This window comes from Pseudomonas sp. A125 (assembly GCF_055409485.1).
Map to the genome: position 1 here is coordinate 18614 of NZ_JBUZVP010000013.1, position 21574 is coordinate 40187.

23 protein-coding genes and 1 riboswitch are annotated in these 21574 nt (G+C 62.6%); of the genes, 8 read left to right on the forward strand and 15 right to left on the reverse strand.

Annotated elements, in window-relative coordinates; all coding sequences use genetic code 11:
* Positions 1–34 precede the first annotated feature (34 nt).
* A complete protein-coding gene (locus tag ACZRN6_RS18470; RefSeq protein WP_464008460.1) occupies positions 35–1033 on the reverse strand; it encodes an NAD(P)H-quinone oxidoreductase in 999 nt (332 codons plus the stop codon).
* A gap of 184 nt (positions 1034–1217) precedes the next feature.
* Here ACZRN6_RS18470 and ACZRN6_RS18475 point away from each other — a divergent pair, with 184 nt between their 5' ends.
* Positions 1218–2093 (forward strand): LysR family transcriptional regulator, encoded by an 876-nt coding sequence (locus ACZRN6_RS18475; RefSeq protein WP_464008461.1) that lies wholly within the window; start codon positions 1218–1220, stop codon positions 2091–2093.
* Positions 2094–2102: 9 nt separating this feature from the next.
* Here ACZRN6_RS18475 and ACZRN6_RS18480 read toward each other — a convergent pair whose 3' ends face one another.
* Positions 2103–2921 (reverse strand): alpha/beta fold hydrolase, encoded by an 819-nt coding sequence (locus ACZRN6_RS18480; RefSeq protein WP_464008462.1) that lies wholly within the window; start codon positions 2919–2921, stop codon positions 2103–2105.
* Between the two features lie 142 nt (positions 2922–3063).
* On the opposite strand from ACZRN6_RS18480, the gene ACZRN6_RS18485 reads away from it, so the two are divergent.
* Positions 3064–4131 (forward strand): NAD(P)-dependent alcohol dehydrogenase, encoded by a 1068-nt coding sequence (locus ACZRN6_RS18485; RefSeq protein ID WP_464008463.1) that lies wholly within the window; start codon positions 3064–3066, stop codon positions 4129–4131.
* A gap of 73 nt (positions 4132–4204) precedes the next feature.
* Here the strand turns inward: ACZRN6_RS18485 and mntP are convergent, their stop codons facing one another.
* The 10 genes from mntP to ACZRN6_RS18535 form a co-directional block, all read right to left on the reverse strand.
* The gene (gene mntP / locus ACZRN6_RS18490; protein WP_464008464.1) at positions 4205–4768 is read right to left on the reverse strand and encodes a manganese efflux pump MntP; all 564 of its coding nucleotides are present in this window, start codon (positions 4766–4768) and stop codon (positions 4205–4207) included.
* Positions 4769–4773: 5 nt separating this feature from the next.
* A riboswitch (yybP-ykoY riboswitch) is annotated at positions 4774–4946 on the reverse strand.
* A gap of 40 nt (positions 4947–4986) precedes the next feature.
* Positions 4987–5937 carry an oligopeptide/dipeptide ABC transporter ATP-binding protein gene (locus ACZRN6_RS18495; protein ID WP_322144667.1) on the reverse strand — a complete coding sequence of 317 codons (951 nt, stop codon included), beginning with the start codon at positions 5935–5937 and terminating at the stop codon, positions 4987–4989.
* A complete protein-coding gene (locus tag ACZRN6_RS18500) occupies positions 5934–6926 on the reverse strand; it encodes an ABC transporter ATP-binding protein (protein WP_322144668.1) in 993 nt (330 codons plus the stop codon). The genes ACZRN6_RS18495 and ACZRN6_RS18500 overlap by 4 nt, the downstream gene beginning before the upstream one ends.
* Positions 6923–7822: a D,D-dipeptide ABC transporter permease gene (gene ddpC / locus ACZRN6_RS18505; RefSeq protein ID WP_322144669.1), complete on the reverse strand. Its 900-nt coding sequence runs from the start codon at positions 7820–7822 to the stop codon at positions 6923–6925. The genes ACZRN6_RS18500 and ddpC overlap by 4 nt, the downstream gene beginning before the upstream one ends.
* Position 7823: 1 nt before the next feature.
* Complete coding sequence (locus ACZRN6_RS18510; RefSeq protein ID WP_258344985.1) at positions 7824–8840, reverse strand: ABC transporter permease; 1017 nt, start codon at positions 8838–8840, stop codon at positions 7824–7826.
* A gap of 168 nt (positions 8841–9008) precedes the next feature.
* Positions 9009–10559, reverse strand: a complete 1551-nt coding sequence (locus ACZRN6_RS18515; RefSeq protein ID WP_464008465.1) for an ABC transporter substrate-binding protein — start codon at positions 10557–10559, stop codon at positions 9009–9011.
* A gap of 118 nt (positions 10560–10677) precedes the next feature.
* A complete protein-coding gene (gene ddpX, locus ACZRN6_RS18520; RefSeq protein ID WP_322144672.1) occupies positions 10678–11220 on the reverse strand; it encodes a D-alanyl-D-alanine dipeptidase in 543 nt (180 codons plus the stop codon).
* Positions 11221–11241: 21 nt separating this feature from the next.
* Positions 11242–12096: a MurR/RpiR family transcriptional regulator gene (locus ACZRN6_RS18525; protein WP_464008552.1), complete on the reverse strand. Its 855-nt coding sequence runs from the start codon at positions 12094–12096 to the stop codon at positions 11242–11244.
* 202 nt (positions 12097–12298) lie between these two features.
* On the reverse strand, positions 12299–13618 hold the full coding sequence (gene potE / locus ACZRN6_RS18530; RefSeq protein WP_464008466.1) for a putrescine-ornithine antiporter: 1320 nt from the start codon (positions 13616–13618) through the stop codon (positions 12299–12301).
* A 50-nt stretch (positions 13619–13668) separates the two neighbouring features.
* Positions 13669–14565 carry an AraC family transcriptional regulator gene (locus tag ACZRN6_RS18535; RefSeq protein ID WP_322144674.1) on the reverse strand — a complete coding sequence of 299 codons (897 nt, stop codon included), beginning with the start codon at positions 14563–14565 and terminating at the stop codon, positions 13669–13671.
* A gap of 139 nt (positions 14566–14704) precedes the next feature.
* On the opposite strand from ACZRN6_RS18535, the gene ACZRN6_RS18540 reads away from it, so the two are divergent.
* The 4 genes from ACZRN6_RS18540 to ACZRN6_RS18555 all read left to right on the forward strand — a co-directional run bounded on the left by ACZRN6_RS18540 (position 14705) and on the right by ACZRN6_RS18555 (position 17490).
* A complete protein-coding gene (locus ACZRN6_RS18540) occupies positions 14705–15448 on the forward strand; it encodes an SDR family NAD(P)-dependent oxidoreductase (protein WP_464008467.1) in 744 nt (247 codons plus the stop codon).
* A gap of 16 nt (positions 15449–15464) precedes the next feature.
* Complete coding sequence (locus ACZRN6_RS18545) at positions 15465–15866, forward strand: VOC family protein (RefSeq protein ID WP_464008468.1); 402 nt, start codon at positions 15465–15467, stop codon at positions 15864–15866.
* Positions 15863–16840 (forward strand): saccharopine dehydrogenase family protein, encoded by a 978-nt coding sequence (locus ACZRN6_RS18550; RefSeq protein ID WP_322144677.1) that lies wholly within the window; start codon positions 15863–15865, stop codon positions 16838–16840. The genes ACZRN6_RS18545 and ACZRN6_RS18550 overlap by 4 nt, the downstream gene beginning before the upstream one ends.
* 83 nt (positions 16841–16923) lie before the next feature.
* Positions 16924–17490 (forward strand): SDR family NAD(P)-dependent oxidoreductase, encoded by a 567-nt coding sequence (locus tag ACZRN6_RS18555; protein ID WP_322148672.1) that lies wholly within the window; start codon positions 16924–16926, stop codon positions 17488–17490.
* 15 nt (positions 17491–17505) lie between these two features.
* Here the strand turns inward: ACZRN6_RS18555 and ACZRN6_RS18560 are convergent, their stop codons facing one another.
* On the reverse strand, positions 17506–17934 hold the full coding sequence (locus ACZRN6_RS18560; RefSeq protein WP_464008469.1) for a hypothetical protein: 429 nt from the start codon (positions 17932–17934) through the stop codon (positions 17506–17508).
* A gap of 151 nt (positions 17935–18085) precedes the next feature.
* Between ACZRN6_RS18560 and ACZRN6_RS18565 the strand changes: the two genes are divergently transcribed.
* Positions 18086–18478 carry a RidA family protein gene (locus ACZRN6_RS18565; RefSeq protein WP_322144679.1) on the forward strand — a complete coding sequence of 131 codons (393 nt, stop codon included), beginning with the start codon at positions 18086–18088 and terminating at the stop codon, positions 18476–18478.
* Here ACZRN6_RS18565 and ACZRN6_RS18570 read toward each other — a convergent pair whose 3' ends face one another.
* Positions 18479–19375, reverse strand: coding sequence for a LysR family transcriptional regulator (locus ACZRN6_RS18570; protein ID WP_464008470.1), 897 nt, complete (start codon positions 19373–19375; stop codon positions 18479–18481).
* A gap of 248 nt (positions 19376–19623) precedes the next feature.
* Positions 19624–20412 carry an AraC family transcriptional regulator gene (locus tag ACZRN6_RS18575; protein WP_464008471.1) on the reverse strand — a complete coding sequence of 263 codons (789 nt, stop codon included), beginning with the start codon at positions 20410–20412 and terminating at the stop codon, positions 19624–19626.
* An 85-nt stretch (positions 20413–20497) separates the two neighbouring features.
* Here ACZRN6_RS18575 and ACZRN6_RS18580 point away from each other — a divergent pair, with 85 nt between their 5' ends.
* Entirely contained in the window at positions 20498–21496 is a 999-nt protein-coding gene (locus ACZRN6_RS18580; protein WP_322144682.1) for a bile acid:sodium symporter family protein, read from the forward strand.
* The last annotated feature ends 78 nt before the right edge of the window (positions 21497–21574 follow it).

The window sequence follows — 21574 nt, forward strand, 5'->3', positions numbered from 1 at the left end:
ATCCCTGGCACGCGCGGGTGCCTGCGTTGCTGGCTCAAACCACCCGCAACACAATCTTGCCTATGTGATCACCGCCTTCCATCCGCGCATGCGCCTGTGCAGCGTCGGTATAGGCATACACCTTATCGATCATCGGCAGGCAGTGCCCGGCCGACAGCACCGGCCATACGTGTTCGCGCAGTTGCGCGGCAATCGCAGCCTTTTCTTCCCGGGTGCGTGAACGCAGCAATGAGCCAGTGACGATCGCGCGCTTGCCGAGGATCGCCAGCAGGTCGATGTCCTTGGCATGGGCACCACCGAGGAAGCCGAGCATCACCAGCCGGCCTTCCATGGCCAGGGCGCTGATGTTGTTGTTCAGGTAGGAGCCACCCATGATGTCGAGGATCACGTTGACGCCCTTGCCCGCGGTTTTTTCAGCGATGACCTGGGCGAAATCCTGTTCACGGTAGTTGATCGGCTCGGCCCCCAGCTCGCGGATGGCGGCGCATTTTTCGGCGCTGCCGGCGGTGGCGAACGCCTCGATCCCGAACTCGCGGCAGAGCATCAGCGCGGTGGTGCCGATGCCGCTGGTGCCGCCGTGGATCAGCACGCGCTGGCCGTTATGTGCACCGCCAATGCCAAACAGGTTGGCCCATACGGTAAAGAACGTTTCCGGAATGGCGGCCGCCTGAATCCAGTCCATGCCATCGGGCACCGGCAAGGTCTGGCTCGCCGGTGCCACGCAGTACTGCGCATAACCACCGCCATTGGTCAGGGCGCACACCTTGTCGCCCAGCGCGTACTCACTGACGCCTTCGCCCAGCGCGACCACCACACCGGCAACTTCCAGCCCGGGGAACGGGCTCATGCCCGGTTTCATCGGGTACTTGCCGGCGCGTTGCAGGGCGTCCGGGCGATTGACGCCGGCGGCGTGCACGTGGATCAGCACGTCGCCGGGGCCCGCGACAGGCATGGGCTCCTGGCGCGGTTGCAGGACCTCGGGGCCGCCGGGGGTGGTGATTTCGATCAGGGTCATTTCGTGGGGCAAATTCATTTGAGCGCACCTGTAGCAATGAACGTATGGGTTGGGACCGTTGCTGGGGCCGGGCGGTTCAGCCGCAAGCAGGCTGACGGTCCTGAGTGTTTTCCCGGGTGCCCAGCATATCGGTGATCAGTGATGCAATAATGCTGCGATTACACGTCACGTTGATGCATAAATTCATCAAGGGGGGGAAACCATGAATTGGGACGATGCGCGGGTGTTCCTCGCGGTGTGCCGCGAGTCCACGCTACGAGGGGCCGCGCGGGTGCTGGGAGTGGATCAGGCCACCGTGGGGCGGCGGGTCAACGCCCTGGAAAAGTCGTTGAATGCGACGTTGTTCCTGCGTACCTCCGAGGGCTATGCGCTGACGGCCGTTGGCGAAGCGGCATTGCACAGCGTGGAGAAAATGGAGCGCTCGGCGCTGGACCTGGAGCGTCAGATCCAGGGGTTGGATGACCGCCTGACCGGCACCGTGCGGATCACTACCACCGACTCCCTGGCCATCGACTTCCTGATCCCGGCAATTGCGCGCCTGCACCACACCCACCCCGACGTGCGCGTGCAATTGGACGCCTCCACCCAGATCCTCAGCCTGGCCAAGCGCGAAGCGGATATCGCCGTGCGCAATACCCGCCCGGACAATCCCGACCTGATCGCCCGTCGAGTCGCGCGCTGGCCGGTGGGGCTGTTTGCGTCGCAAGCCTATGTCGACCGCCACGGTGCACCGGCGCCAGGCGGCCTGTTCGATGGGCACGACCTGGTGGTGTACGCGCCGCACCTGCAAAGCCAGAAAGACATGACCCTGGCCTGCGAGCCATTGGGGCGCGGACGTATTGTGGCGGCCTTGAGTTCCAGCCTGCTGGTGCGCCGGTCCATCGCTGCGGGCCTTGGCATTGGTGAGATTCCGCTGATCTGCGGCGAGCGGGACGCTCTGGTACGCCTGTGGCCGGACCGCACGCGACCGCTGCCTTACGATGTATGGCTGGTAACCCATGCCGACTTGCAGCACACCGCGCGGGTGCGGGTGGTGATCGACGAGATTGTCGCGCAGTTCGCCGGCACGGGGGAGTGACGGCCGCGGTCAGCGTTGCAGGAAAGCCAGCAAATCTTCGTTCAAGGCTTGCTGGTGGGTCACCGCAAAACCATGAGGCGCATCCTTGTACACCTTCAACTGTGCGCCTTTGATCATCTGGGCGGCGACCTTGCCGGTGGTTTCAAACGGCACAATCTGGTCGCCATCACCGTGGATAACCAGCGTCGGCACGTCGATTTTTGCCATGTCGGCCCTGAAGTCAGTCTGCGAAAATGCCGTGACGCAATCCACCGTCGCCTTGAGCGAGGCGAGCAGGGCGATGTTCAGCGTTTGGGTCAGCACGCCGTTGGAGACCTGCTGGCCTTTGTTGATGCCATAGAACGGCGTATTGAAATCGGCTATGAATTGCGCCCGATCCTTCAGCAGGCCGGCCTTGATCCCGTCAAACACCGACGTTTCGACGCCCTGTGGGTAATCCGGCTTTTGCCCGAACAGCGGCGTCACCGCCCCCAGCAGCACCAGTGCGGCCACCCGCGCACTGCCATGGCGGGCGATATAGCGGGTGACATCGCCGCCGCCCATCGAGAAGCCCACCAGTGTCACGTCCTGCAGATCCAGATGGTTGATCAACTGGGCGATATCGTCGGCAAAGGTGTCGTAGTCGTTCCCGGTCCACGGCTGGTCAGAACGCCCGAAGCCTCGTCGGTCGAAGGCGATGGTGCGGTAGCCGCGACTGCTCAGGTATTGCATCTGGTACTCCCACATGTCGGCATCCAGCGGCCAGCCGTGGCTGAACAGCACCGGTTTACCGGTGCCCCAGTCCTTGTAATAGAGCTCGGTACCGTCTTGTGTGCGTAGTGTGCTCATGGCGAAACTCCTTGGGTGAGAGGGCAGCAAAGACTATAGGCGCAGAATCGGACGGGGGACTTGTATGCCTGTGCTGGGTTGAACGGTTCAGCGTCTATGCTGGTCAACTGACTTCAACCGTCTGAACACACAGGTGAACGAAATGGCCAAGACTTACAGCTACGCCGCTCGTGACTCCAAGGATTCACTCAAACCCTTCACCTTCGAACGGCGCGCCCCCGGGGCCGATGACGTGCAGATCGACATCCTCTATTGCGGCGTCTGCCACTCGGACCTGCACACCGTGCGCAACGAGTGGAACAACACCCTGTACCCGTCGGTGCCGGGCCATGAAATCGTCGGACGGGTGACGGCGGTGGGCGCCAATGTGAGCAAGTTCAAGGTGGGCGACCTGGCCGGTGTCGGTTGCATGGTCGACAGCTGCCAGCAGTGCGAGTCCTGCGCCGAGGGCGAGGAGCAGTACTGCGAGAACGGGTTCACCGGCACCTACAACGGCCCGGCGTTTGGCGGCGAAAATACCTTTGGCGGCTACTCGGACAACATCGTGGTCAAGGAGAAGTTCGTGCTGCGCATCTCCCACGACGAGAGCGACCTGGCGGCGGTCGCCCCGCTGCTGTGCGCCGGCATCACCACCTATTCACCGCTGCATCACTGGAAAGTCGGGCCGGGCAAGCGCGTTGGCGTCGTCGGCCTGGGTGGCCTGGGCCATATGGCGGTGAAAATCGCCCACGCCATGGGCGCCTATGTGGTGCTGTTCACCACCTCGCCGAACAAGCGCGAAGACGGCCTGCGCCTGGGCGCCGATGAAGTGGTGGTGTCGAAGAACCAGGATGAAATGGCCAAGGTCGCCAACTCCCTGGACTTCATCCTCAACACCGTGGCCGCGTCGCACAATTTGGACGCGTTCCTTAACCTGCTCAAGCGCGACGGCACCATGACACTGGTCGGCGCGCCGGACAGCCCGCATCCGTCACCGACCGTGTTCAACCTGATCTTCAAGCGCCGCAGCCTGGCCGGATCATTGATCGGTGGCATCCAGGAAACCCAGGACATGCTGGATTTCTGCGCCAAGCACGGGATTTTGTCGGACATCGAGATGATCGACATCCAGAACATCAACGAAGCCTACGAGCGCATGCTCAAGGGCGATGTGAAGTATCGGTTTGTGATCGACATCGACAGCCTGAAGAAAGAAAAACACGCGGCCTGAAATACGTTCCATAAGTTCCAGTAGATCCAGTGTGGGAGCAGGCAAGCCAGCTCCCACATTTGTTATGCGTCGATCAGGCCGACAGGTGCTCATACAAAATCGTCGCCCCCACCAGCATCAACACCACGCCGCCGACCATCTCGGCGCGCTTGCCCACCACCGTGCCCAGCACCCGGCCGAGCATCATGCCGATGGTCACCATGGTCATCGTCGCCAAGCCGATCGCCGCAGCGGCCACCAGGATATTCACGTCGACAAACGCCAGGCCCACGCCGACGGCCAGTGCATCAATGCTGGTGGCAAACGCGGTCACGGCAAGGATCATGAACGAGTGCTGGCTTGGTTTCTGTTCCTCTGGGTCATCGGCCTTCAAGCCGTTGTAAACCATGTGCAGGCCCAGGCCGACCAGCAGGGTGAAGGCGATCCAGTGGTCCCAGTCCTGCACCCAGCGAGTGGCAGCCTGGCCGATGGCCCAGCCGATAATCGGCGTGATGGCTTCAATCACACCAAAGATCAGGCCGGCCCGCAGGGCTTCGGTCAAACGTGGTTTGTGCAGGCTGGAGCCTTTGCCGATAGCCGCCGCAAAGGCGTCCGTGGACATGGCAAGGGCGAGAAGGATGAGGGAAATGGGGTTCACGGTAAGACTTCCAGTCGGGCTATATGAGTCAACGACACACCCACACGCCCGACTTTAGGCATGGATGTGTCGCTGGTCTCACCAACCAAAATGGTGTTCGCACCACGGCATGTTGCCGAGAATGTTGATACGAACGCTCCGAGAATCCGAAGCAGGCTACTCCCCAACGAGGTGGCGGATCTTAGCCATGGTCACATGAAAATTTTGTTAAACGGGCCTCACGGATGCTCCAGATGACACCGCACCTGCTGACTCATCCCCCCTGTCAACCGCTGCGGCCGCTCACACCCTTTTGTACGCCGCGGGCAGCGATCCAGGAAAAAGCACCCGCCCGGCAACACCCGGTTTCCCGGCAGCTCCGTCGGCGCACTGACGTAGGCGTCATCCAGCGCCACCCCAAGCTTAGGCACTGCCTCCAGCAGCAGCTGGGTATACGGGTGCTTGGGCTGTTCCAGGACTTGCTCGGCGCACCCCAGTTCGACGATTTGCCCCAGGTACATCACCGCCACCCGGTCGGCCATGTGCCGCACCACCGAGACGTTGTGGGAGATCAGGATGTAGGTCAGCCCCAGCCGCCGTTGCAGCTCGGCCAGCAGGTTGAGGATTTGTGCCTGCACCGAGATGTCCAGCGCCGAGGTCGGTTCGTCCAGCACCAGGATGCTCGGGTTGGAGGCCAGCGCGCGGGCGATGGCGATGCGTTGGCGCTGGCCACCGGAAAACTGGTGCGGGTAGCGGTCCAGGTATTCGGCGCGGATGCCAACTTGCGCGGCGACCCTGGCAGCGATGGTGCGCATTTCGCCCTTGGGCGTGTCGCCGAGGGCAAACAGTGGTTCGGTGATGATTTTCCAGATGGGCAGGCGCGGGTCGAGGGACGATTGCGGGTCCTGGAACACGATCTGCACATGGCGGTGACGTTCCCGCGCGCTTTCGTAGACCCAGTCGACTTCGCCGTCGCTGGGCTTTACCAGGCCCATCAGCAGTTGGGCGAGGGTGCTTTTGCCGCAGCCGGACTCGCCGACGATCCCCAGGGTCTCCCCACGGCGAACCTGCAGGTCGATGCCGTTGAGGGCGTGGGCGTAGCCGCGAGGGCGGCCCAGCCAGTCGGTCTTGACCGGGAACTTGACCCGCACATCCCGCAGGGCCAGCAGTGAATCCTGAGGCACTGTCATAACGACTCCCCGGCAGTCAGCCAGCACGCGCTTTTGCGGGAACCGGCAGGGTTGATGAGGTTCAGGCGCGGGCGCTCGATGCATTGGCTCATGGCCTGCGGGCAGCGTTCGCGAAAGGTGCAGCCCAAGGGCAGGGCGGCCAGGTTGGGTACCTGGCCGGGGATAGTCAGCAGGTCGTCGCCGGGTTTGACCTGTTCCGGCAGGCCGTTGAGCAAGCCTTGGGTGTAGGGATGGCGTGGGTCGCTCATCACTTGGGCCGTCGGGCCTTCTTCCACCACCGCGCCGGTGTACATCACGTAGACCCGGTCACAGAACTGCGAGACCACGGCCATATCGTGGGTGATCAGCAAAATCGCGGTGCCACGCTCGCGGGCTTTTTCCCGCAGCAGCAACAGCACCTGGCGTTGCACGGTCACGTCGAGGGCGGTGGTGGGTTCGTCGGCGATCAGCAACTGCGGGTCGCAGGAAAACGCCAACGCGATCATCACCCGCTGGCGCATACCGCCGGAGAGTTCAAAGGGGTAGCTGTCGAGCACTTGCTCGGGGTCGGCAATGTGCATGTCCCGCAGCAGGGCAATGGCCTTGGCGCGGGCGGCGGCCTTGCTCAGGCGCTGGTGATGGATGATCACGTCGAGCATCTGCCGGCCGATGCGCCGGGTGGGGTTGAGTGCGGTCATCGGCTCCTGGAAGATCATCGCCGCGTCACGCCCACGAATCTGCAACAGCTCCTTCTCGCTGGCACCGAGCATGTCGCGGCCGAGCATCTGCAAGCTGCCGGCGGTGATCCGGTAACTGCGCTCCGGCAACAGGCGCAGGCTGAGCATGGCGGTCACCGATTTTCCGGAACCGGACTCTCCCACCACGCCGACGACTTCGCCGGGGTTGACGTGCAACGACACGCCATTGAGCGCCTGCACGTTGTTGCGGTAAGCCGGGAATTCCAGGCTCAGGTTGTCGATGGCAAGAACGGGTGAACTGGGCATGGTCATTTCCCCTGTTGCCGTGGGTCGAGCAGGTCACGCACACCGTCACCCAGCAGGTTGAAACCGGTCGCGGTGACCAGGATCGCCAGCCCCGGAAAGGTCGAATACCACCAGTTGTCGAGAATGAAATTGCGCCCGGTGGCAACCATTGCGCCCCATTCGGCGGTGGGTTGTTGCGCGCCCAGGCCGATGAAACCCAAGGCCGAGGCCATGAGGATCGCGCTGCCGATGTCCAGGCTCAATTGCACCAGCAACGGCGGCATGGCATTGCGGCCTACGTGCCACGACACGATGTGCCAGCGCCCGGCGCCGAAGGTCTGCGCCGCCTTGACGTAGCCCATCTGGCGAATGCTCAACGCTTGGCCGCGGGCCAGGCGTACGTAGAATGGAATACGCACCACGGTGATCGCCAGCATCGCATTGAACAGGCTCGGGCCCAGGGCAGCGGCCAGGGCCATGATCAGCACCAGGGACGGCACCGACAGCATGATGTCCATCAGGCGCATGATCAGGCTGTCGAACCGCCCGCCGATAATCCCCGACAGGCAGCCCAGCAGGCCGCCCACCAGGCACGAAGAAAACGCCACGAACAGGCCGACGCCCACCGACTGGCGGCTGCCGTACAGCACCCGGCTGAACAGGTCGCGGCCGACTTCATCGGTGCCGAACCAATGCTCGGCCGAAGGCTCGGCCAGACGCTGGGCCAGGTTCAGGGCGTTGGGATCATGGCTGGCCAGCCAGGGCGCGAAGGCCATGCAGATCAGCACGATCAGGGTGATGGTCAAGCCGGCGATGGTCAGCGGGCTGCGGCGTATTTGGTAGCCCAGGTATTCCAGTCGCGCGCGCCAGGTGGGGCGCTGCTCCAGGGGCACCGGTACGGGCATGGTCACGGGAGCGGTCATCTCAATTCACCTCGCCGATGCGGGGGTCGACCACGCGGTAGAGCAGGTCGATCAGCATGTTCAGCAGTACATAAATAAACGACACCATGATCGCGAAGCCCATCACCGCCGGGAAATCCAAAGACTGGATCGACTTCACTACGTAGGCGCCCATGCCCGGCCAGGCGAACACGGTTTCGGTGAGCACGGCGCCGTAGAGCAGGTCACCAAGGGTCAAGCCGAGGACGGTGATCGACGGGATCAGCGCGTTGGGCAGGGCATGGCGCAAGATTACTGCCCAACGCGACAAACCGTAGGCGCGGGCAGTGCGAATGTAGTCCTCGCCCAGTTGGTCGAGCATCGCTGAGCGGATCTGCCGGGCGACCACGCCGAGGTTGACGAAGCCCAGGGTCACGGCGGGCAGGATCAGGTGTTCCAGGGCATTCAGGAACAGCGGGATATCGCCGGCCAGCAGCGAATCGATCAGGTAGAACCCGGTGAGGGTGCGCGGCGGTTCCAGGCCTTCGTCCAGCCGCCCGCTGCCGGGCAGCCAGCCGAGTTGGCCGTAGAACAATACGATCAAACCCAGGCCGAGCCAGAAGGCCGGGGTGGAAATGCCGGTGACCGCGAGCGTTCGGGCGATCTGGTCGATGGCGCGGTTGTGATATACCGCCGACAGCACGCCAAGCGGCACGCCGACCAGCACCGAGAGCAGCAGGGCGGCAACCGCCAGTTCCAGGGTCGCTGGGAAAAACGCTTTCAGGTCTTCCAGTACCGGGCGGCTGGTGCGGATCGAGGTGCCGAGGTCGCCGTGCAGCAGGTCGCTCATGTAGCGGCCGTATTGCTGGTACAACGGCAGGTCGAGGCCCAGTTGATGGCGAATGTTTTCGACGATCGCGTCGCTGGCCCGGTCGCCGGCAATCAGGCGCGCCGGGTCACCCGGGATCAGGTGGGAGATGCAAAAGGTAATCAGCGAAACGCCAACCACGACCAAAATCAGGCCGAACAGGCGTTTGCGCAACATATTCAGGAAGGCCATGAGGCACCTCGGGTGGAGAGCAGGCTTGTCGTGGCGAGGGAGCTTGCTCCCGCTGGGGCGCGAAGCGGTCCTGGCTTTTTTTGGGGCCGCTTCGCAGCCCAGCGGGAGCAAGCTCCCTCCCCACATAGAAAGGGCCAGGCGCAAACAACCGTTGCGCCTCAGCAGTTTCTATTTGCTGATCTCAGCCACGTTGAACACCTGCTCCAGCATCGGATGGAACACATAACCCTTCACCGAATCACGCATCGGCAAGGTGTAGTTCTTCTGATACAGGTAGGCGTACACGCTGTCCTTGAGCACGATCTTCTGCGCTTGCTGGTACAGCTCGGTGCGTTTGGCCGTGTCGTTGTTGGCGGCTGCGTCGCGAATCAGCTTGTCTACCACCGGGTTGCTGTAGAACGAGCGGTTGCCCGGCAGCCCTTGCAGGGAGGAGTCAAACCAGAAGTTCATGTACATGTAGGGGTCGGAGAAGTCCGGCGCCCACGAGCCGATTGACACGTCGAAGTCACCCTTGCCCAGGCGCTCGCGCATGGTGGCGTTGGCCAGTTTTTCCATCTTCAGGTTGATCCCCAGCGGCGCCAGGCTGGCTTGCAGGGTCAGGCCGATGGATTCCCAGTCCGGGTCCTTGTCGGAGTACATGTAGTTCAGGTTGGTGATTTTTTCGGGGAGTTTCTTCAGGGCGGCGCCGGCGCCGTCCAGGTTTTGCTTCATCAATGGCAGGCTCGGGTCATTGGCCCACATGCCCGCGGGGATCGGCCCGTTCATCAACTTGGCCTGGCCCTTGAGGATGCCGTCGACAATGCCTTTATAGTCCACCGCATCCACGATCGCCTGGCGGGCGTTCTGGTTGTTCAGCGGGGCTTTCTGGTTGTTCAGGTACAGGTAGGTCACCCGCAGCGACGGGAACTCCTTGATCACCACGTCTTTCTTTTTGGCCAGGTTGGTGAGCTGGTCCTGGGGCATGTCTTCGGCGATGTCCAGGTCACCGCGTTCCAGTTGCAGGCGGCGTACCGAGGCTTCGCTGATGATCTTGATCACCACCTTGTTCAGCGCCGGCTTGGGGCCTGCGTAGTAGGTGTTGGGTTCCAGGGTCAGGCTCTGGCCCTTCTGCCAGTTGGTCAGGCGAAACGCGCCGGAGCCAGCGGTGTGGGTAGACAGGTAGGCGTTGACGTCGCCCTGTTTCACCACATCCGGGTTGATGATGCCGGCGCCGTTGTGGGCCAGGGTGTAGAGGAACGGCGCATAGGGTTTGGTCAGGGTGAAGCGCACGGTCAGCGGGTCGACCACGGTGACTTTCATGTCATCCGGGAACGCGCCCGACGGGCCTTGCTTGAGTTGCATCACGCGGTCGAAGGAAAACTTCACCGCATTGGCGTCGACCTCGGCACCGTCATCGAACTTGTTGCCGGGCTTGAGTTTGAAGTCCCACACCAGGCCGTCGGCCGAGGTGCTCCAGCTGTCGGCCAGGTCGCCCTTGACGTCGGTGCTGCCCTTGCCGTTTTCGACTTTATAGGCCACCAGTTTCTGGTACGCCGGGTAGGTCACCGCCCAATCGTTATTGTCGATGGTCACGGCCGGGTCGAGCGTTTGCGGGTCGGCGGCCTTGCCAATCATCAGGGTGTCTTTGGGCGCTGCGGCACTTGCCGATTGCCAGGCGCCCAGGCTCAGGGCGGCGCACAGCAGGGAGAGTGCGAGGGTCTTGCGGTTGCTTGGGGTCATGCCGGTTTCCTTGATTATTTAGAGGAAAAAGCGGGTTGGTTTATTTTTATGAAATCTATAACCGGGCAGTTGGAGCTAAAGGGTGCAGCTAATTATTGTGATGGTACGGTCCTCAGGGTCAGTGCGACTCCTCAATTAATGGGAAAAGTTCGGCATCCGGCAATTCGTAATGCCACCACTCGGTGGCAATCGCCTTGAAGCCGGCGCCGAGCATGATGCCCAGCAGCAGCAGGCGATTGCGCTGCACCTGCGGTGGCAAGTCGGGGTAGAACTGGTGGGACTTGGGCTCCATGGCATCAAACGCCGTGCCCATGTCCAATGGCGTGCCGTGCTCGTCAAGCAGTGTCAGGTCGACGGCCACGCCACGGGTGTGGTGCGAGCCCAGGCGCGGGTCGCGCACGTAGTCCGGGTTGGGCAGGGCTTGCCACAACAGTTGCTGGGCGTAGGCAGGGCGATAAGCGTCGTAGATCAGCAGGGTCATGCCGGCCTGGCGTGCCAGAAGGCTGGCCTTGCGCAGGCAGGCCGCCGCTTCGGTGTGCAGCAGGCAGCGCGCGTTGCGATAGATCACGGTGCCTGCCAGGTTGTCGGCACTGGCGTAGATCAGGTCGACCTGTACCGGGTAGTCCGGTGGGGCGATTTCTACCAATGGGCTGGTATTCACTCAAGCATTTCCTTTCTAGGGTCAGGATTCGAACTGGCCGAAGGCCTGTTGCAGGGCGCGGTTTTTCGCCAGGCGGGCATCCAGGCGCTCGCCGTAGCGCTCGGCGACGGCAGACACCATCAGGTTGAACAGGCACGTCAAAGGCGCCATGGAGTCCCAGAATTGGCCGACATCGGTTTTCAGTTGCAGCAGGTCCAGGTCGTAGTCCCGGGCCCAAGGGCATTGCAAGTCAGTGATCAGCGCCAAGGGTAGACCATGGGCATTGGCGGTCTCGCAAAATGTTGGGGTGATGCTGGAATAAGCGCGAAAATCGGCAGTGATGGCGTAGGGTTTTTCAAAGCCGGAGTTCAGGGTCTCGGCGTAGATCCCCGACAGGCCGTCGACGTAGTAGACCTTGGGCCGAATGTATTCCAGGTGACTGTGGAATGCGTTGAGGATGCCACGGGTGGACTGGATGCCGAGGATGAACACGGCGTCGGCGTCCACGATGTGTTGCACGATGTCGGCGAAACCCTGGCTGCGGGCCAGGCCGTAGACGTGCTGGATCGCTTCGATCTCGCGGGTGAGGGAGCGGTCGAGCGCGTCTTCCTGATCGTTTTCCTGGCGAAATGCGCCAAGACGGTCGGTGATCAGCCAGGACGCTTGCGGGTCGCCGCGCAGGCCTTGCTTGACGTCATCGAGGTTGCGATAACCCAGGGTTCGCAAAAACCGCCCCACCGAAATCCCGGTGGTGCCGGCCTGGTGGGCAATGCTGTCGGCGGTTTCAAACGGCAACTGTTGGAGGTTGCCCAGCAGGTAGGTGGCGATGCGTTTGCCGGTGGGCGTCAGCGTCGCGAACTGCTGTTCCAGCGTGCGCTGGAAGCTGTTTTTGTCCATGACGTTTTCGCGGCTACCGGTCATTGATGTTACTCGAATGTCGTGTTTTTAATTTCTGTTAGAAACATAACATCGGCAATCGCGATAACACAATGGCTTTTTTTGCGCGTGGGTACACAAGGGGGGACAAGAGCCGCTTGCCGATTCGGCGCAGGTGCGCCGTGTGATGCCCCTGGCCCATACCGCCCGGCAGGCAGCGCTATCAGGCACCCTCTGCGGCGGTGATAAACCGCCGGGCCAGAAACCCGTACAACAGGTATCCAAATGCCAACACCAACGTCGCACCAAACACCGCTTCCTCACCACAGGCATAGATCGCGTACAGCGAGTACCCCACGGCAACCAGCAGCACCGTGGTGTTGCGCGCATAAATCGAAGCCGTCACCCGCGCCTTGTGCATCATCACCAGCAACCCGGTAAGCGCAGTGACGTAAGGGATCAGGTTGGTCACCACCGCCAGGTTCACCAGCTTGCTGAACTGGGCGCTCGCGGTGGGTGAGATGGTCGACAAGGCAATCAGGCTCTGCAACGTCGCGCAGGCGATCAGCCCCAGCACGGGGGCCTGGGCGCCGGTTACACGACTGAAGAACCGTGGAAACAGGCGCTGGTCCGCCGACATCTTGGCCGTTTGCGCCAGGGTGAATTGCCAGCCCAGCAGCGAGCCAATGCACGCCACCACCGCCAGCGCCATGATGATGTCGCCCACCAGCGGCGTGAAGATCTGCGCATACACCAGGGCAAACGGCGCTGAAGACTCGGCCAATTCAGCGTTGGGCACAATGCCCTGGATCACCGTGGTCGAGAGCACATACACCAGCGCCGCGCCGAGAGTGCCGAACAGGCAGGCGAGTGGCACGGTGCGCTTGGGGTCTTCGACGGCGTCATAGCCCTGGGCGGCGGACTCCATGCCAAGAAAGGCCCAGAGGGTCAGCGGGATACTCGCGCCAATCGCGTCCCACAATTGCAGTTGGTTGGGGTTCCAGGCATCGCTGAACACCTCGGCCTTGAAGTAGAACCAGCCGAGCACACTCAGCCCCGCCACGGGAATGATCACGCCCCACACCGTGATTACACCGATCCGGCCGGTCAGGCGCGGGCCGCCGAAGTTGGCCACGGTGGTCAGCCAGATCAGCCCCAGGGTGCCGATAAACAACGGAATCGGCCCGCTGCCCAACCACGGGATGAAGGACGACAGATAGCCCACCGCCGAAATCGCAATCGCCACGTTGGCGATGATCAGCGACAGGAAATACAGGAATGAGCACAGGAAAAACCCCGACTTGCCATGGGCTTCTTCGGTATAAGCCGACATGCCGCCGGTGCGTGTACAGAAGAGGCCGCATTGGGCAAAGCAGTACGCGATCGCCATCGAGCCTACGGCGGTGATCACCCACGACAGCAGCGAGATGGCGCCCAACTGCGCCAAGCTGGCGGGCAACATGATGATGCCCGAGCCCATCATATTGATCGCCACCAGGGTGGTCAGGCCCATCAGGCTCATCTTCTTGCTTGGCTCGGCCATCGGCAACTCCTTGTCGTGCGGGCGTGCGGTGGCAGGCTAGCACGTTGTACTCACTTCGCCTTGGCGCCCCGGTTTTCCCCCAGGATCCTCGCTGCATCCCGCGCCGGCGGCAGGCCGAACACCCGGGCGTAATCGCGGCTGAACTGGGTCGCGCTTTCATAGCCGACTTCGAAGGCGGCGCTGGTGACATTTTTGGCGCTGGCAACCATCAGTGTGCGGGCCTGCAGCAAGCGCACGCGTTTTTGATACTGCAACGGGCTCAGGTTGGTGACGGCCTTGAAGTGCCGGTGGAAGGCCGACACGCTCATCGCGGCTTTCTGCGCCAGGGCCTCTACTCGGATCGGCTTGGCGAAGTCCCGGCGGATCCACTGGATGGCCTGGCTCACCCGGGCCATGGCGGTGTCGGGTGCGGCTATTTCCCGCAGCATCCAGCCGTGGGGCCCTTGCAGCACACGGTAGAGAATCTCGCGCTCGTAAGCCGGTGCGAGGGCGGCTATCGCTTCAGGGTTGCCCATCAACCGCAGCAGGCGCAGCCAGGCGTCCATCAGTTCCGGGGTGACGGCGGCCACTGAAAATCCTGCCTCGTGGTCGTAACGCCCGGCAGGTTTGGGCAAGTCACTCAGCAGCGTCGTGAGTACCGTCGGGTCCAGTGTCAGGCTGACTGCCAAATAGGGTTCGCCGGTGGCCGCCGGGTGCACGGTGCCCACGGCAGGCAACTCGATGGACATCACAAAATACGTCGCCGGGTCATACCGCAGCGTGCGATCACCCACGGTCATGGATTTGCTGCCCTGCAGGATCAGGTTGATCATCGGGTCATACACGGCGGCCAGCAGGTGCTCGGGAATCGCGCCCTGAACCATGGCCACGCGCGGGATGCCCGTTTCGGTGCGGCGGTTTTCGGCCTTGGCGGCCAGGGCGCGCAGTTCGATCAGCTGTGTGTTCATGCCGGGCATGCTGAACGTCCGGGTGTGTCTTGTGCAAGCGAAAAGCACAAACAGGCAGGTTTCGAGTACGAACGGCTGCGTCGGCGCGAGCGCGAACGCCTACTGTGGTGACTCATTTGAGCAAGCAGTGGAGCCACACATGGGCGTTATCCTCATCACCGGCGGCAGCCGTGGCATTGGTGCCAGCACTGCAGAGTTGTGTGCCCGTAAAGGCATGGGTGTGATCCTGACCTACAACAGTCATCCGCAAGCCGCCCAGGCGGTGGTGCAGCGGATCGAGTCGGCGGGCGGCCAGGCGGTTGCGCTGCCACTGGATGTGGCTGACGTCCGTTCGTTTGAGGGGTTTGGCGAGACGGTAAAACGGACCTTATCGGCAACCTGGGGCGTGGGCGGCTTGAGCGGCCTGGTGAATAACGCAGGTTTCGGCCTCTTTAATCCCCTGGCCTCGGTCACCGAGGCGCAGTTCGACGGGCTGTTGAATGTGCACCTCAAAGGCCCGTTCTTCCTGACGCAAGCCTTGCTGCCGTTGCTGCAAGCCCATGCCTGCATCGTCAACCTGACCAGCGCGACCACCCGCGTGGCCACCGCTGGCGTAGCGCCTTACGCGGCCTTCAAGGGCGCATTGGATGTGCTCACCCGCTACATGGCCAAGGAGTTCGGCGAGCGGCAGATCCGTGCGAACGCCGTCTCCCCGGGTGCCATTCGCACCGAGCTGGGCGGCGGGCTCAATGATGAGTTCGAAGCGCTGCTGGCTTCACAAACGGCCCTGGGACGCGTGGGCGAACCTGAGGATGTGGCGCGTGTGATCGCCATGTTGCTCTCGGAAGACGGTCGCTGGATCAATGCCCAGACGATCGAGGTCGCGGGCGGTTACATCATCTGAAAAGCGAGGCTGAATAATGCTGGATCATCTGTTTTTGTCGGTCAGCGACATACAACGCTCGATTGATTTCTACCGCGCCGCACTGACACCGCTGGGCATCACCACGCGCCATGACTACGACGGCAAGGACGGCCCACCGGGCCATCCGGACCTCAAGGGTTTCGGCGCCAACGGGCGGATATTCTTCTGGCTGCGCGAGGGCGTGGTTGAGGGCCGGACGGTGCACGTGGGTTTCGTTGCCAGCGGCCGCGCCGAGGTCGATGCGGCCTACCAGGCGGCGATGAGTGCCGGCGCCGTCGACAACGGCGCGCCGGGCGCGCGTTTGCACTACGACCCGAACTACTACGCCGCCAATGTGCTGGACCCGGACGGCTACAGCCTGGAATTCGTCTACAAGAATTGGCAGCACGCTCAATGAAGACCTTAATGATCTACGGCGCCACGGGCTACACCGGACGCATGGCGGCCGAAAACGCCAAGGCACAAGGGCTGGACCTGGTGATCGCCGGGCGCAATAGCCGACGCCTGGCACCGCTGGCTGCGCAACTGGATGTGCCGTATCGCGTGTTCTCCCCGGATACCCTTGCCAGGGATGCCCTGGAGGGTATCGACGTGCTGTTGAACTTCGCCGGACCGTTCGCGCAGACAGCAGGCGCGCTGATGCAGGCGTGTATCGCGGCAGGCGTCGACTACCTGGACATCACTGCCGAAATCAACGTTTACCGCTTGGCAGAGCAACTGGGTGCGCAGGCAGCCGAGGCGGACGTCATGTTGTTGCCCGGGGTAGGCTGGGACGTGGTGCCGACAGATTGCCTGGCGATGCACGTGGCGCGTCGCGTGCAGCACCCGCAGTCGCTGAAAGTAGGGTTGCAGGTCGCCGGTTCCATGTCCCGGGGCTCGGCCATGAGCGTCGGCGAAATCATCGGTGCGGGACTGCTGGCGCGGGTGGACGGGCAGCTCATCGCTACCCCGGATGCCCAGCCACAGCCCCTGGATTTTGGCGATGGTCCGGTATTGTGCGCACCGCTGTCCTTTGGTGACCTGGTCACGGCGTGGCACTCCACGGGCATCCCGAATATCGCCATGTTCGTGCACATCGGCGGCGATGCGTTTCCCGAGGGTGACCTGTCACAACTGCCCGATGGCCCCAGTCTCCAACAGCGCGAGGCCCATCCTGCCCGGGCGGTGGCAGAGGCCACAGGAGCCGATGGCCGCGTGGTTCGCTCAGTGATCGAAACCGTCAACGGTTACACCTACACCCCTTTGGTGGCGGTGGAAGCAGCGCGTCGGGTGCTCGATGGTGAGCGCCGACCGGGGTTTGCAACGCCTGGGCAAGTGTGGGGTGCGGGGTTTGCCGAAACCATTCGGGGCACCACGATTATCGACCTGTAAGCCAGTCACTGGCTACGCATCACCCGGCAGGCGCCTTGAACCTGGCGGCATCGCGGCCCAGCGAAGTCGCCGTATTGGCGCCGATGATCGAGCGCGCCGACATGAGCCAGGCAGTCGACGTGCCACAGCTGTTCGACACGGTCAGAAGCGAATACGGGCGCCTGGACATTCTGGTCAATAACGCCGGTGTCGCGGTGTTCCAGATGATCGAAGAGGCGTTCCATCGCCAGTTCAACCTCAATGTGCTGGGTTACCTGTTGGCTGTTCGCGAAGCCGTCAAGCTGCTTGGCCCAGGAGGCAGCATCATTAACATCAGCTCGATCCTCAGCACCGATCCCTATCTGGCTTCCAGTGTCTATTCGGCGACCAAGGGCGCGGTGGATACGTTGACCTTCGCCTTGGCGCGTGAGTTGGGGTCGAAGGGGATTCGGGTCAATTGCATACTGCCTGGGCATACAAACACGCCTGCCACCGACGGTAACTTCGCGGGTGAATTTGGCCAGCAGCGTATTGCAGGCACCCCACTGGGGCGTTTTGGCGAGCCGGAAGATATCGCGCCGCTTGCAGTGTTCCTGGCGTCCGGCGATGCCCATTGGGTCACCGGCGAGTCCATCCGCGCTTCGGGTGGGGTGCGTGGCGTGGGTTATTGATCAACGTAGGACGGATCAGGCGGCCTGCGGCTGCATCCGCAACTCACCTTCCACATCCTTGACCAACCCACTGGCTACAAACAGCGGCGCCACGCGTTTGTGCAACTGCGGCTCGACAAACTCTTTCACCGTGTCCAGCGCCAGCGTGCCGCTCAATGGCAGCTCGGCCTTGGTGTAGGACAGCCAGGCTTTTTTCAGCATCAACAGCACGTCGCCGCCTGCGGTGGAGGCGAAGCGGCGATGGACTTTCTTGCCGTCGAAATCGAAGGTGTGCTGGAACTCGTAGCCGGCCTCGTTGCCTGCGCTGGCGACGCAGCGAATGCAGGTGCAGGGGCCATCACCGAAGGCGCTGCGCAGGTAGTTGTTGAAGTCCACCACGGGCTTGAGTGACAGGCGCTTGTCTACCTCGAACAGGTCCCCGGTCATTTTTTCGTCAGTGTTCAAGGTCGATTTCCTCGCAGCGGTTTTTTCAAGGGCGGCACGATACCAGCCGAAGGCCGTGGGCGGGTAATTTTTGGTCGCTTCAGTGGGGACGTCCATTCGCCAATGCCCTTGTTAAGGTTTCCTCAATCATTACCCCTAAAAGGACACCGACATGAGCAGCAAACCCACGATCTACAACCACGGCGTTTCATGGGAAGAGGGCAACAGTGTCAGCCAGGGCTATCGCATCAATGGCACGATCTACATTGCCGGGCAGTTCTCTCACACCCTGGAAGGCGAGTTCGTTGACGGTGATGCGGCCGCCCAGACGCGCCAGACCCTACAGAACCTCGACCATGTGCTGGCAGGTTTTGGCGTCGGCCGTTCAAACATCGCTGCGGTGGATTTTTTCCTGGTACACGCCAAGCGCGATTTTGACGCGGTGGTGGCTGTGTGGAAGGACTACATTGGCGCGCATCGCCCGGCCGCAACCCTGATCGGGGTGAATTACCTGGCGTCCGATGCGCAGATCGTCGAGATCAAGGTGATCGCCCACGCCGACTGATCAGCCCGCCAGTTCATCCACCATCAGGTCGATAAAGCGCCGTACCCGAGGTTCCAGAAAACGCTTGCTCGGGTACATCGCTAGAATCTCCACATCCCCGGCGTCCAGGCCGGGCAGCACGGGCAGCAGGCGCCCGGCGGCCAGGTCCTCGGCCACCACGAAATCCGGCAGCAAGGCGATGCCCAGCCCGGACACGGCGGCGTCACGCAGCGCTTCGCCGCTGTCCAGGCGCAGGCGGCTGCGCCCGTAAGCCTTGACCCAGGTGCCGTCCGCCTCGCGAAAGCGCCAGCTTTGCTTGCGCGTGCGGCTGCTGAAATACAGGCAGTCGTGGTGGGCGAGGGCGTCCATGTCCCGTGGCGTGCCATGCTCGGCGAGATAGCCCGGCGCGGCGCACAGCAGTGCTTGATAGCGGGCCACCACCCGGGAAACCAGCTGGCGGTCGGTGTTGGCGCTGCCGATGCGGATGGCCAGGTCGAAGCCGTCCTCGACGATATCGGCGGTGCGGTCGGTAAAGCTGACTTCCACCTGCACGTCGGGCCAGGCGTGCAGGTACTTTTTTAATAACGGCAGCAACACCTTGCGCCCGAACGCGTCCGGCACCGTGAGCCGCAGCAAGCCGCGCGGTACGCCGGTGGGCTGGCCGATACTGCTTTGGGCGTTGTCCACCGCAGCGAGGATCTCCAGCCCCTGGTCATACAGCGCCCGGCCTTCGTCGGTGAGGCTCAGGGTGCGGGTGGTGCGGTTCAGCAGGCGCACACCAAGGCTGTCTTCCAGGCGCGCCACGGCCTTGCCGGCGGCCGAGCGGGTCAGGCCCATGGCCTGGCCTCCAGCGACAAAGCTGGCGCCATCGACCACGGCCATGAAGATCAGCATTTCGTTGAGGTTGGTGCGCAGCATGCACAGAGCTCCGGGCACGGTGGAAAAGGGCAGGGCGGGCAATATAGCAGTGCGGTTACTGGAAGGCGTGGTGCATCCAACTACGTCTGGGCAGGCGCGCCTTTGATCAGCTTTTTTCGAATATCAAGAGATCCCGATATTCTTCTCCGGCCTTAGAAATCACCGCTACGCTCGCTGCCATTACCCCACATGGCGGGAGCTGACACCGTCTCGAATTGAAATGCACCCAAAAATGCTCCCACAGAGGATCAGCGGAAGAACTCACCCGGTGTGGCGTCGAACTGCTGGCGGAAGGCGTTGATGAAGGCCGAGGTGGATTCGTAGCCGCAGGCCAATGCCACATCGGTCACCCGTTCGCCTTGCTCCAGCGCGGGCAGGGCACTGAGCAATCGCAGGCGCTGGCGCCAGGCGCGGAAGGTCAGGCCGGTGTCGCTCAGGAATAGCCGGCTGAGGGTTTTCTCGCTCACCGCCAGTTTCTGGCTCCATTGCCCAAGTGTGGTTTGCTGCTCCGGATGCAAGTTCAGGCTGCGGTAAATCTGGCGCAGGCGGCTGTCAGACGGCAGCGGCAACATCAGGTCGACCTGGGGCGCAGCGGCCAGTTGGTCCAGCACCACCTGGGCCAGCCTTCCGTCCGGGCCGTCCTCGGCATATTCCACCGGCAACTCGCTGAAGCTGCGAATCAACTCCCGTAACAGGCTGCTTACCGCCAGCACCTGGCAGCGGTCGGCCGCCCAGCCGGTGACGCTGCAATCAAGGTACAAACTGCGCATCTCGGTATGCGGCGAACTGAATACCCGATGCGGCATGCCTGCCGGTATCCACACGGCCCGTTGGGGCGGCGCCACGAAGCGTCCTACACTGGTCTGGATCTCCAACACCCCGGAAATCGCGTATGACAACTGCACCCACGGGTGACTGTGGCGCCGCGTCAGCGCGCGGTTGGGCAGGGATTCGGTACGGCCATACACCGGCCTCGGCAGGCTGGAAAGCCCGGGCACGCTGCGGCGCACGGTTTTGTCATGTCCTTTAGGCGGCATTTACTGGCTCATTGGCGTTAGTCGGTAACAAGCCGTTACGTTAGAGTCGCGACGATGCTCTTGGCAACCCCTGGAAGATTGGCTTATGACCCGCCCACGCTTTTTACCTGACAACTTCACCCTGACCCTGGTGGCCACGGTGCTCCTCGCGTCCCTGCTGCCTGCCAGCGGCCAGACCGCCGTGGCCTTTGGCTGGGTGACTAACCTGGCCATCGCGCTGCTGTTTTTCCTGCACGGGGCCAAGCTGTCGCGCCAGGCCATCGTCGCAGGTGCCGGCCACTGGCGCCTGCACCTGCTGGTGTTCAGCCTGACCTTCGTGCTGTTCCCGTTGCTGGGCCTGGCGCTCAAGCCGGTGCTGTCGCCGCTGATCGGCAAAGACCTGTACATGGGCATGCTCTACCTCTGTGCGTTGCCCGCCACCGTGCAGTCGGCGATTGCCTTTACCTCGCTGGCTCGCGGCAACATCCCGGCGGCGATTTGCAGCGCGGCGGCGTCGAGCCTGTTCGGGATCTTCCTTACGCCGTTGCTGGTGACCTTGCTGCTTAACGTGCATGGCGATGGCGGCTCCACGGTTGATGCGATCCTGAAAATCAGCGTGCAACTGTTGCTGCCGTTCGTCGCCGGGCAAATCGCCCGCCGCTGGATCGGTGAGTGGGTAGGGCGTAACAAGGCCTGGCTGAAGTTCGTCGACCAAGGCTCGATTTTGCTGGTGGTGTACGGCGCGTTCAGCGAAGCCGTCAATGAAGGTATCTGGCACCAGATCCCGTTGTGGGAACTGGGTGGCCTGGTGGTGGCATGCTGCGTGTTGCTGGCGCTGGTGCTGGTGGCGTCCACGGTGCTGGGCAAGGCGTTCGGGTTCAGCCAGGAAGACCGCATCACCATCCTGTTCTGCGGCTCGAAGAAAAGCCTGGCCACCGGTGTGCCGATGGCACAGGTGTTGTTTGCCGGGGCAAGCATGGGGGTGCTGATTTTGCCGCTGATGCTGTTTCACCAGATCCAGTTGATGGTCTGCGCAGCGTTGGCCCAGCGGTATGCCAAGCGTCCGGAATCGATTCCGGAGTTGATGGGGCAAGTCGATCCCTGAACCGTCGTGTTACTATTTTTTGCGCGCGGCTCAAGGGGCGGCATCGGGCCGGCAAGATCCGCGCGCACATGAGTACGA

Bases quoted from the DNA above. Each gene is read 5' to 3' on its own strand.
- ACZRN6_RS18470 (WP_464008460.1), bottom strand. From the start codon at position 1,033: ATGAATTTGCCCCACGAAATGACCCTGATCGAAATCACCACCCCCGGC.
- ACZRN6_RS18475 (WP_464008461.1), top strand. From the start codon at position 1,218: ATGAATTGGGACGATGCGCGGGTGTTCCTCGCGGTGTGCCGCGAGTCC.
- ACZRN6_RS18480 (WP_464008462.1), bottom strand. From the start codon at position 2,921: ATGAGCACACTACGCACACAAGACGGTACCGAGCTCTATTACAAGGAC.
- ACZRN6_RS18485 (WP_464008463.1), top strand. From the start codon at position 3,064: ATGGCCAAGACTTACAGCTACGCCGCTCGTGACTCCAAGGATTCACTC.
- ACZRN6_RS18495 (WP_322144667.1), bottom strand. From the start codon at position 5,937: ATGACAGTGCCTCAGGATTCACTGCTGGCCCTGCGGGATGTGCGGGTC.
- ACZRN6_RS18500 (WP_322144668.1), bottom strand. From the start codon at position 6,926: ATGACCATGCCCAGTTCACCCGTTCTTGCCATCGACAACCTGAGCCTG.
- ddpC (WP_322144669.1), bottom strand. From the start codon at position 7,822: ATGACCGCTCCCGTGACCATGCCCGTACCGGTGCCCCTGGAGCAGCGC.
- ACZRN6_RS18510 (WP_258344985.1), bottom strand. From the start codon at position 8,840: ATGGCCTTCCTGAATATGTTGCGCAAACGCCTGTTCGGCCTGATTTTG.
- ACZRN6_RS18515 (WP_464008465.1), bottom strand. From the start codon at position 10,559: ATGACCCCAAGCAACCGCAAGACCCTCGCACTCTCCCTGCTGTGCGCC.
- ACZRN6_RS18525 (WP_464008552.1), bottom strand. From the start codon at position 12,096: ATGGACAAAAACAGCTTCCAGCGCACGCTGGAACAGCAGTTCGCGACG.
- potE (WP_464008466.1), bottom strand. From the start codon at position 13,618: ATGGCCGAGCCAAGCAAGAAGATGAGCCTGATGGGCCTGACCACCCTG.
- ACZRN6_RS18535 (WP_322144674.1), bottom strand. From the start codon at position 14,565: ATGAACACACAGCTGATCGAACTGCGCGCCCTGGCCGCCAAGGCCGAA.
- ACZRN6_RS18540 (WP_464008467.1), top strand. From the start codon at position 14,705: ATGGGCGTTATCCTCATCACCGGCGGCAGCCGTGGCATTGGTGCCAGC.
- ACZRN6_RS18545 (WP_464008468.1), top strand. From the start codon at position 15,465: ATGCTGGATCATCTGTTTTTGTCGGTCAGCGACATACAACGCTCGATT.
- ACZRN6_RS18550 (WP_322144677.1), top strand. From the start codon at position 15,863: ATGAAGACCTTAATGATCTACGGCGCCACGGGCTACACCGGACGCATG.
- ACZRN6_RS18555 (WP_322148672.1), top strand. From the start codon at position 16,924: ATGATCGAGCGCGCCGACATGAGCCAGGCAGTCGACGTGCCACAGCTG.
- ACZRN6_RS18565 (WP_322144679.1), top strand. From the start codon at position 18,086: ATGAGCAGCAAACCCACGATCTACAACCACGGCGTTTCATGGGAAGAG.
- ACZRN6_RS18570 (WP_464008470.1), bottom strand. From the start codon at position 19,375: ATGCTGCGCACCAACCTCAACGAAATGCTGATCTTCATGGCCGTGGTC.
- ACZRN6_RS18575 (WP_464008471.1), bottom strand. From the start codon at position 20,412: ATGCCGCCTAAAGGACATGACAAAACCGTGCGCCGCAGCGTGCCCGGG.
- ACZRN6_RS18580 (WP_322144682.1), top strand. From the start codon at position 20,498: ATGACCCGCCCACGCTTTTTACCTGACAACTTCACCCTGACCCTGGTG.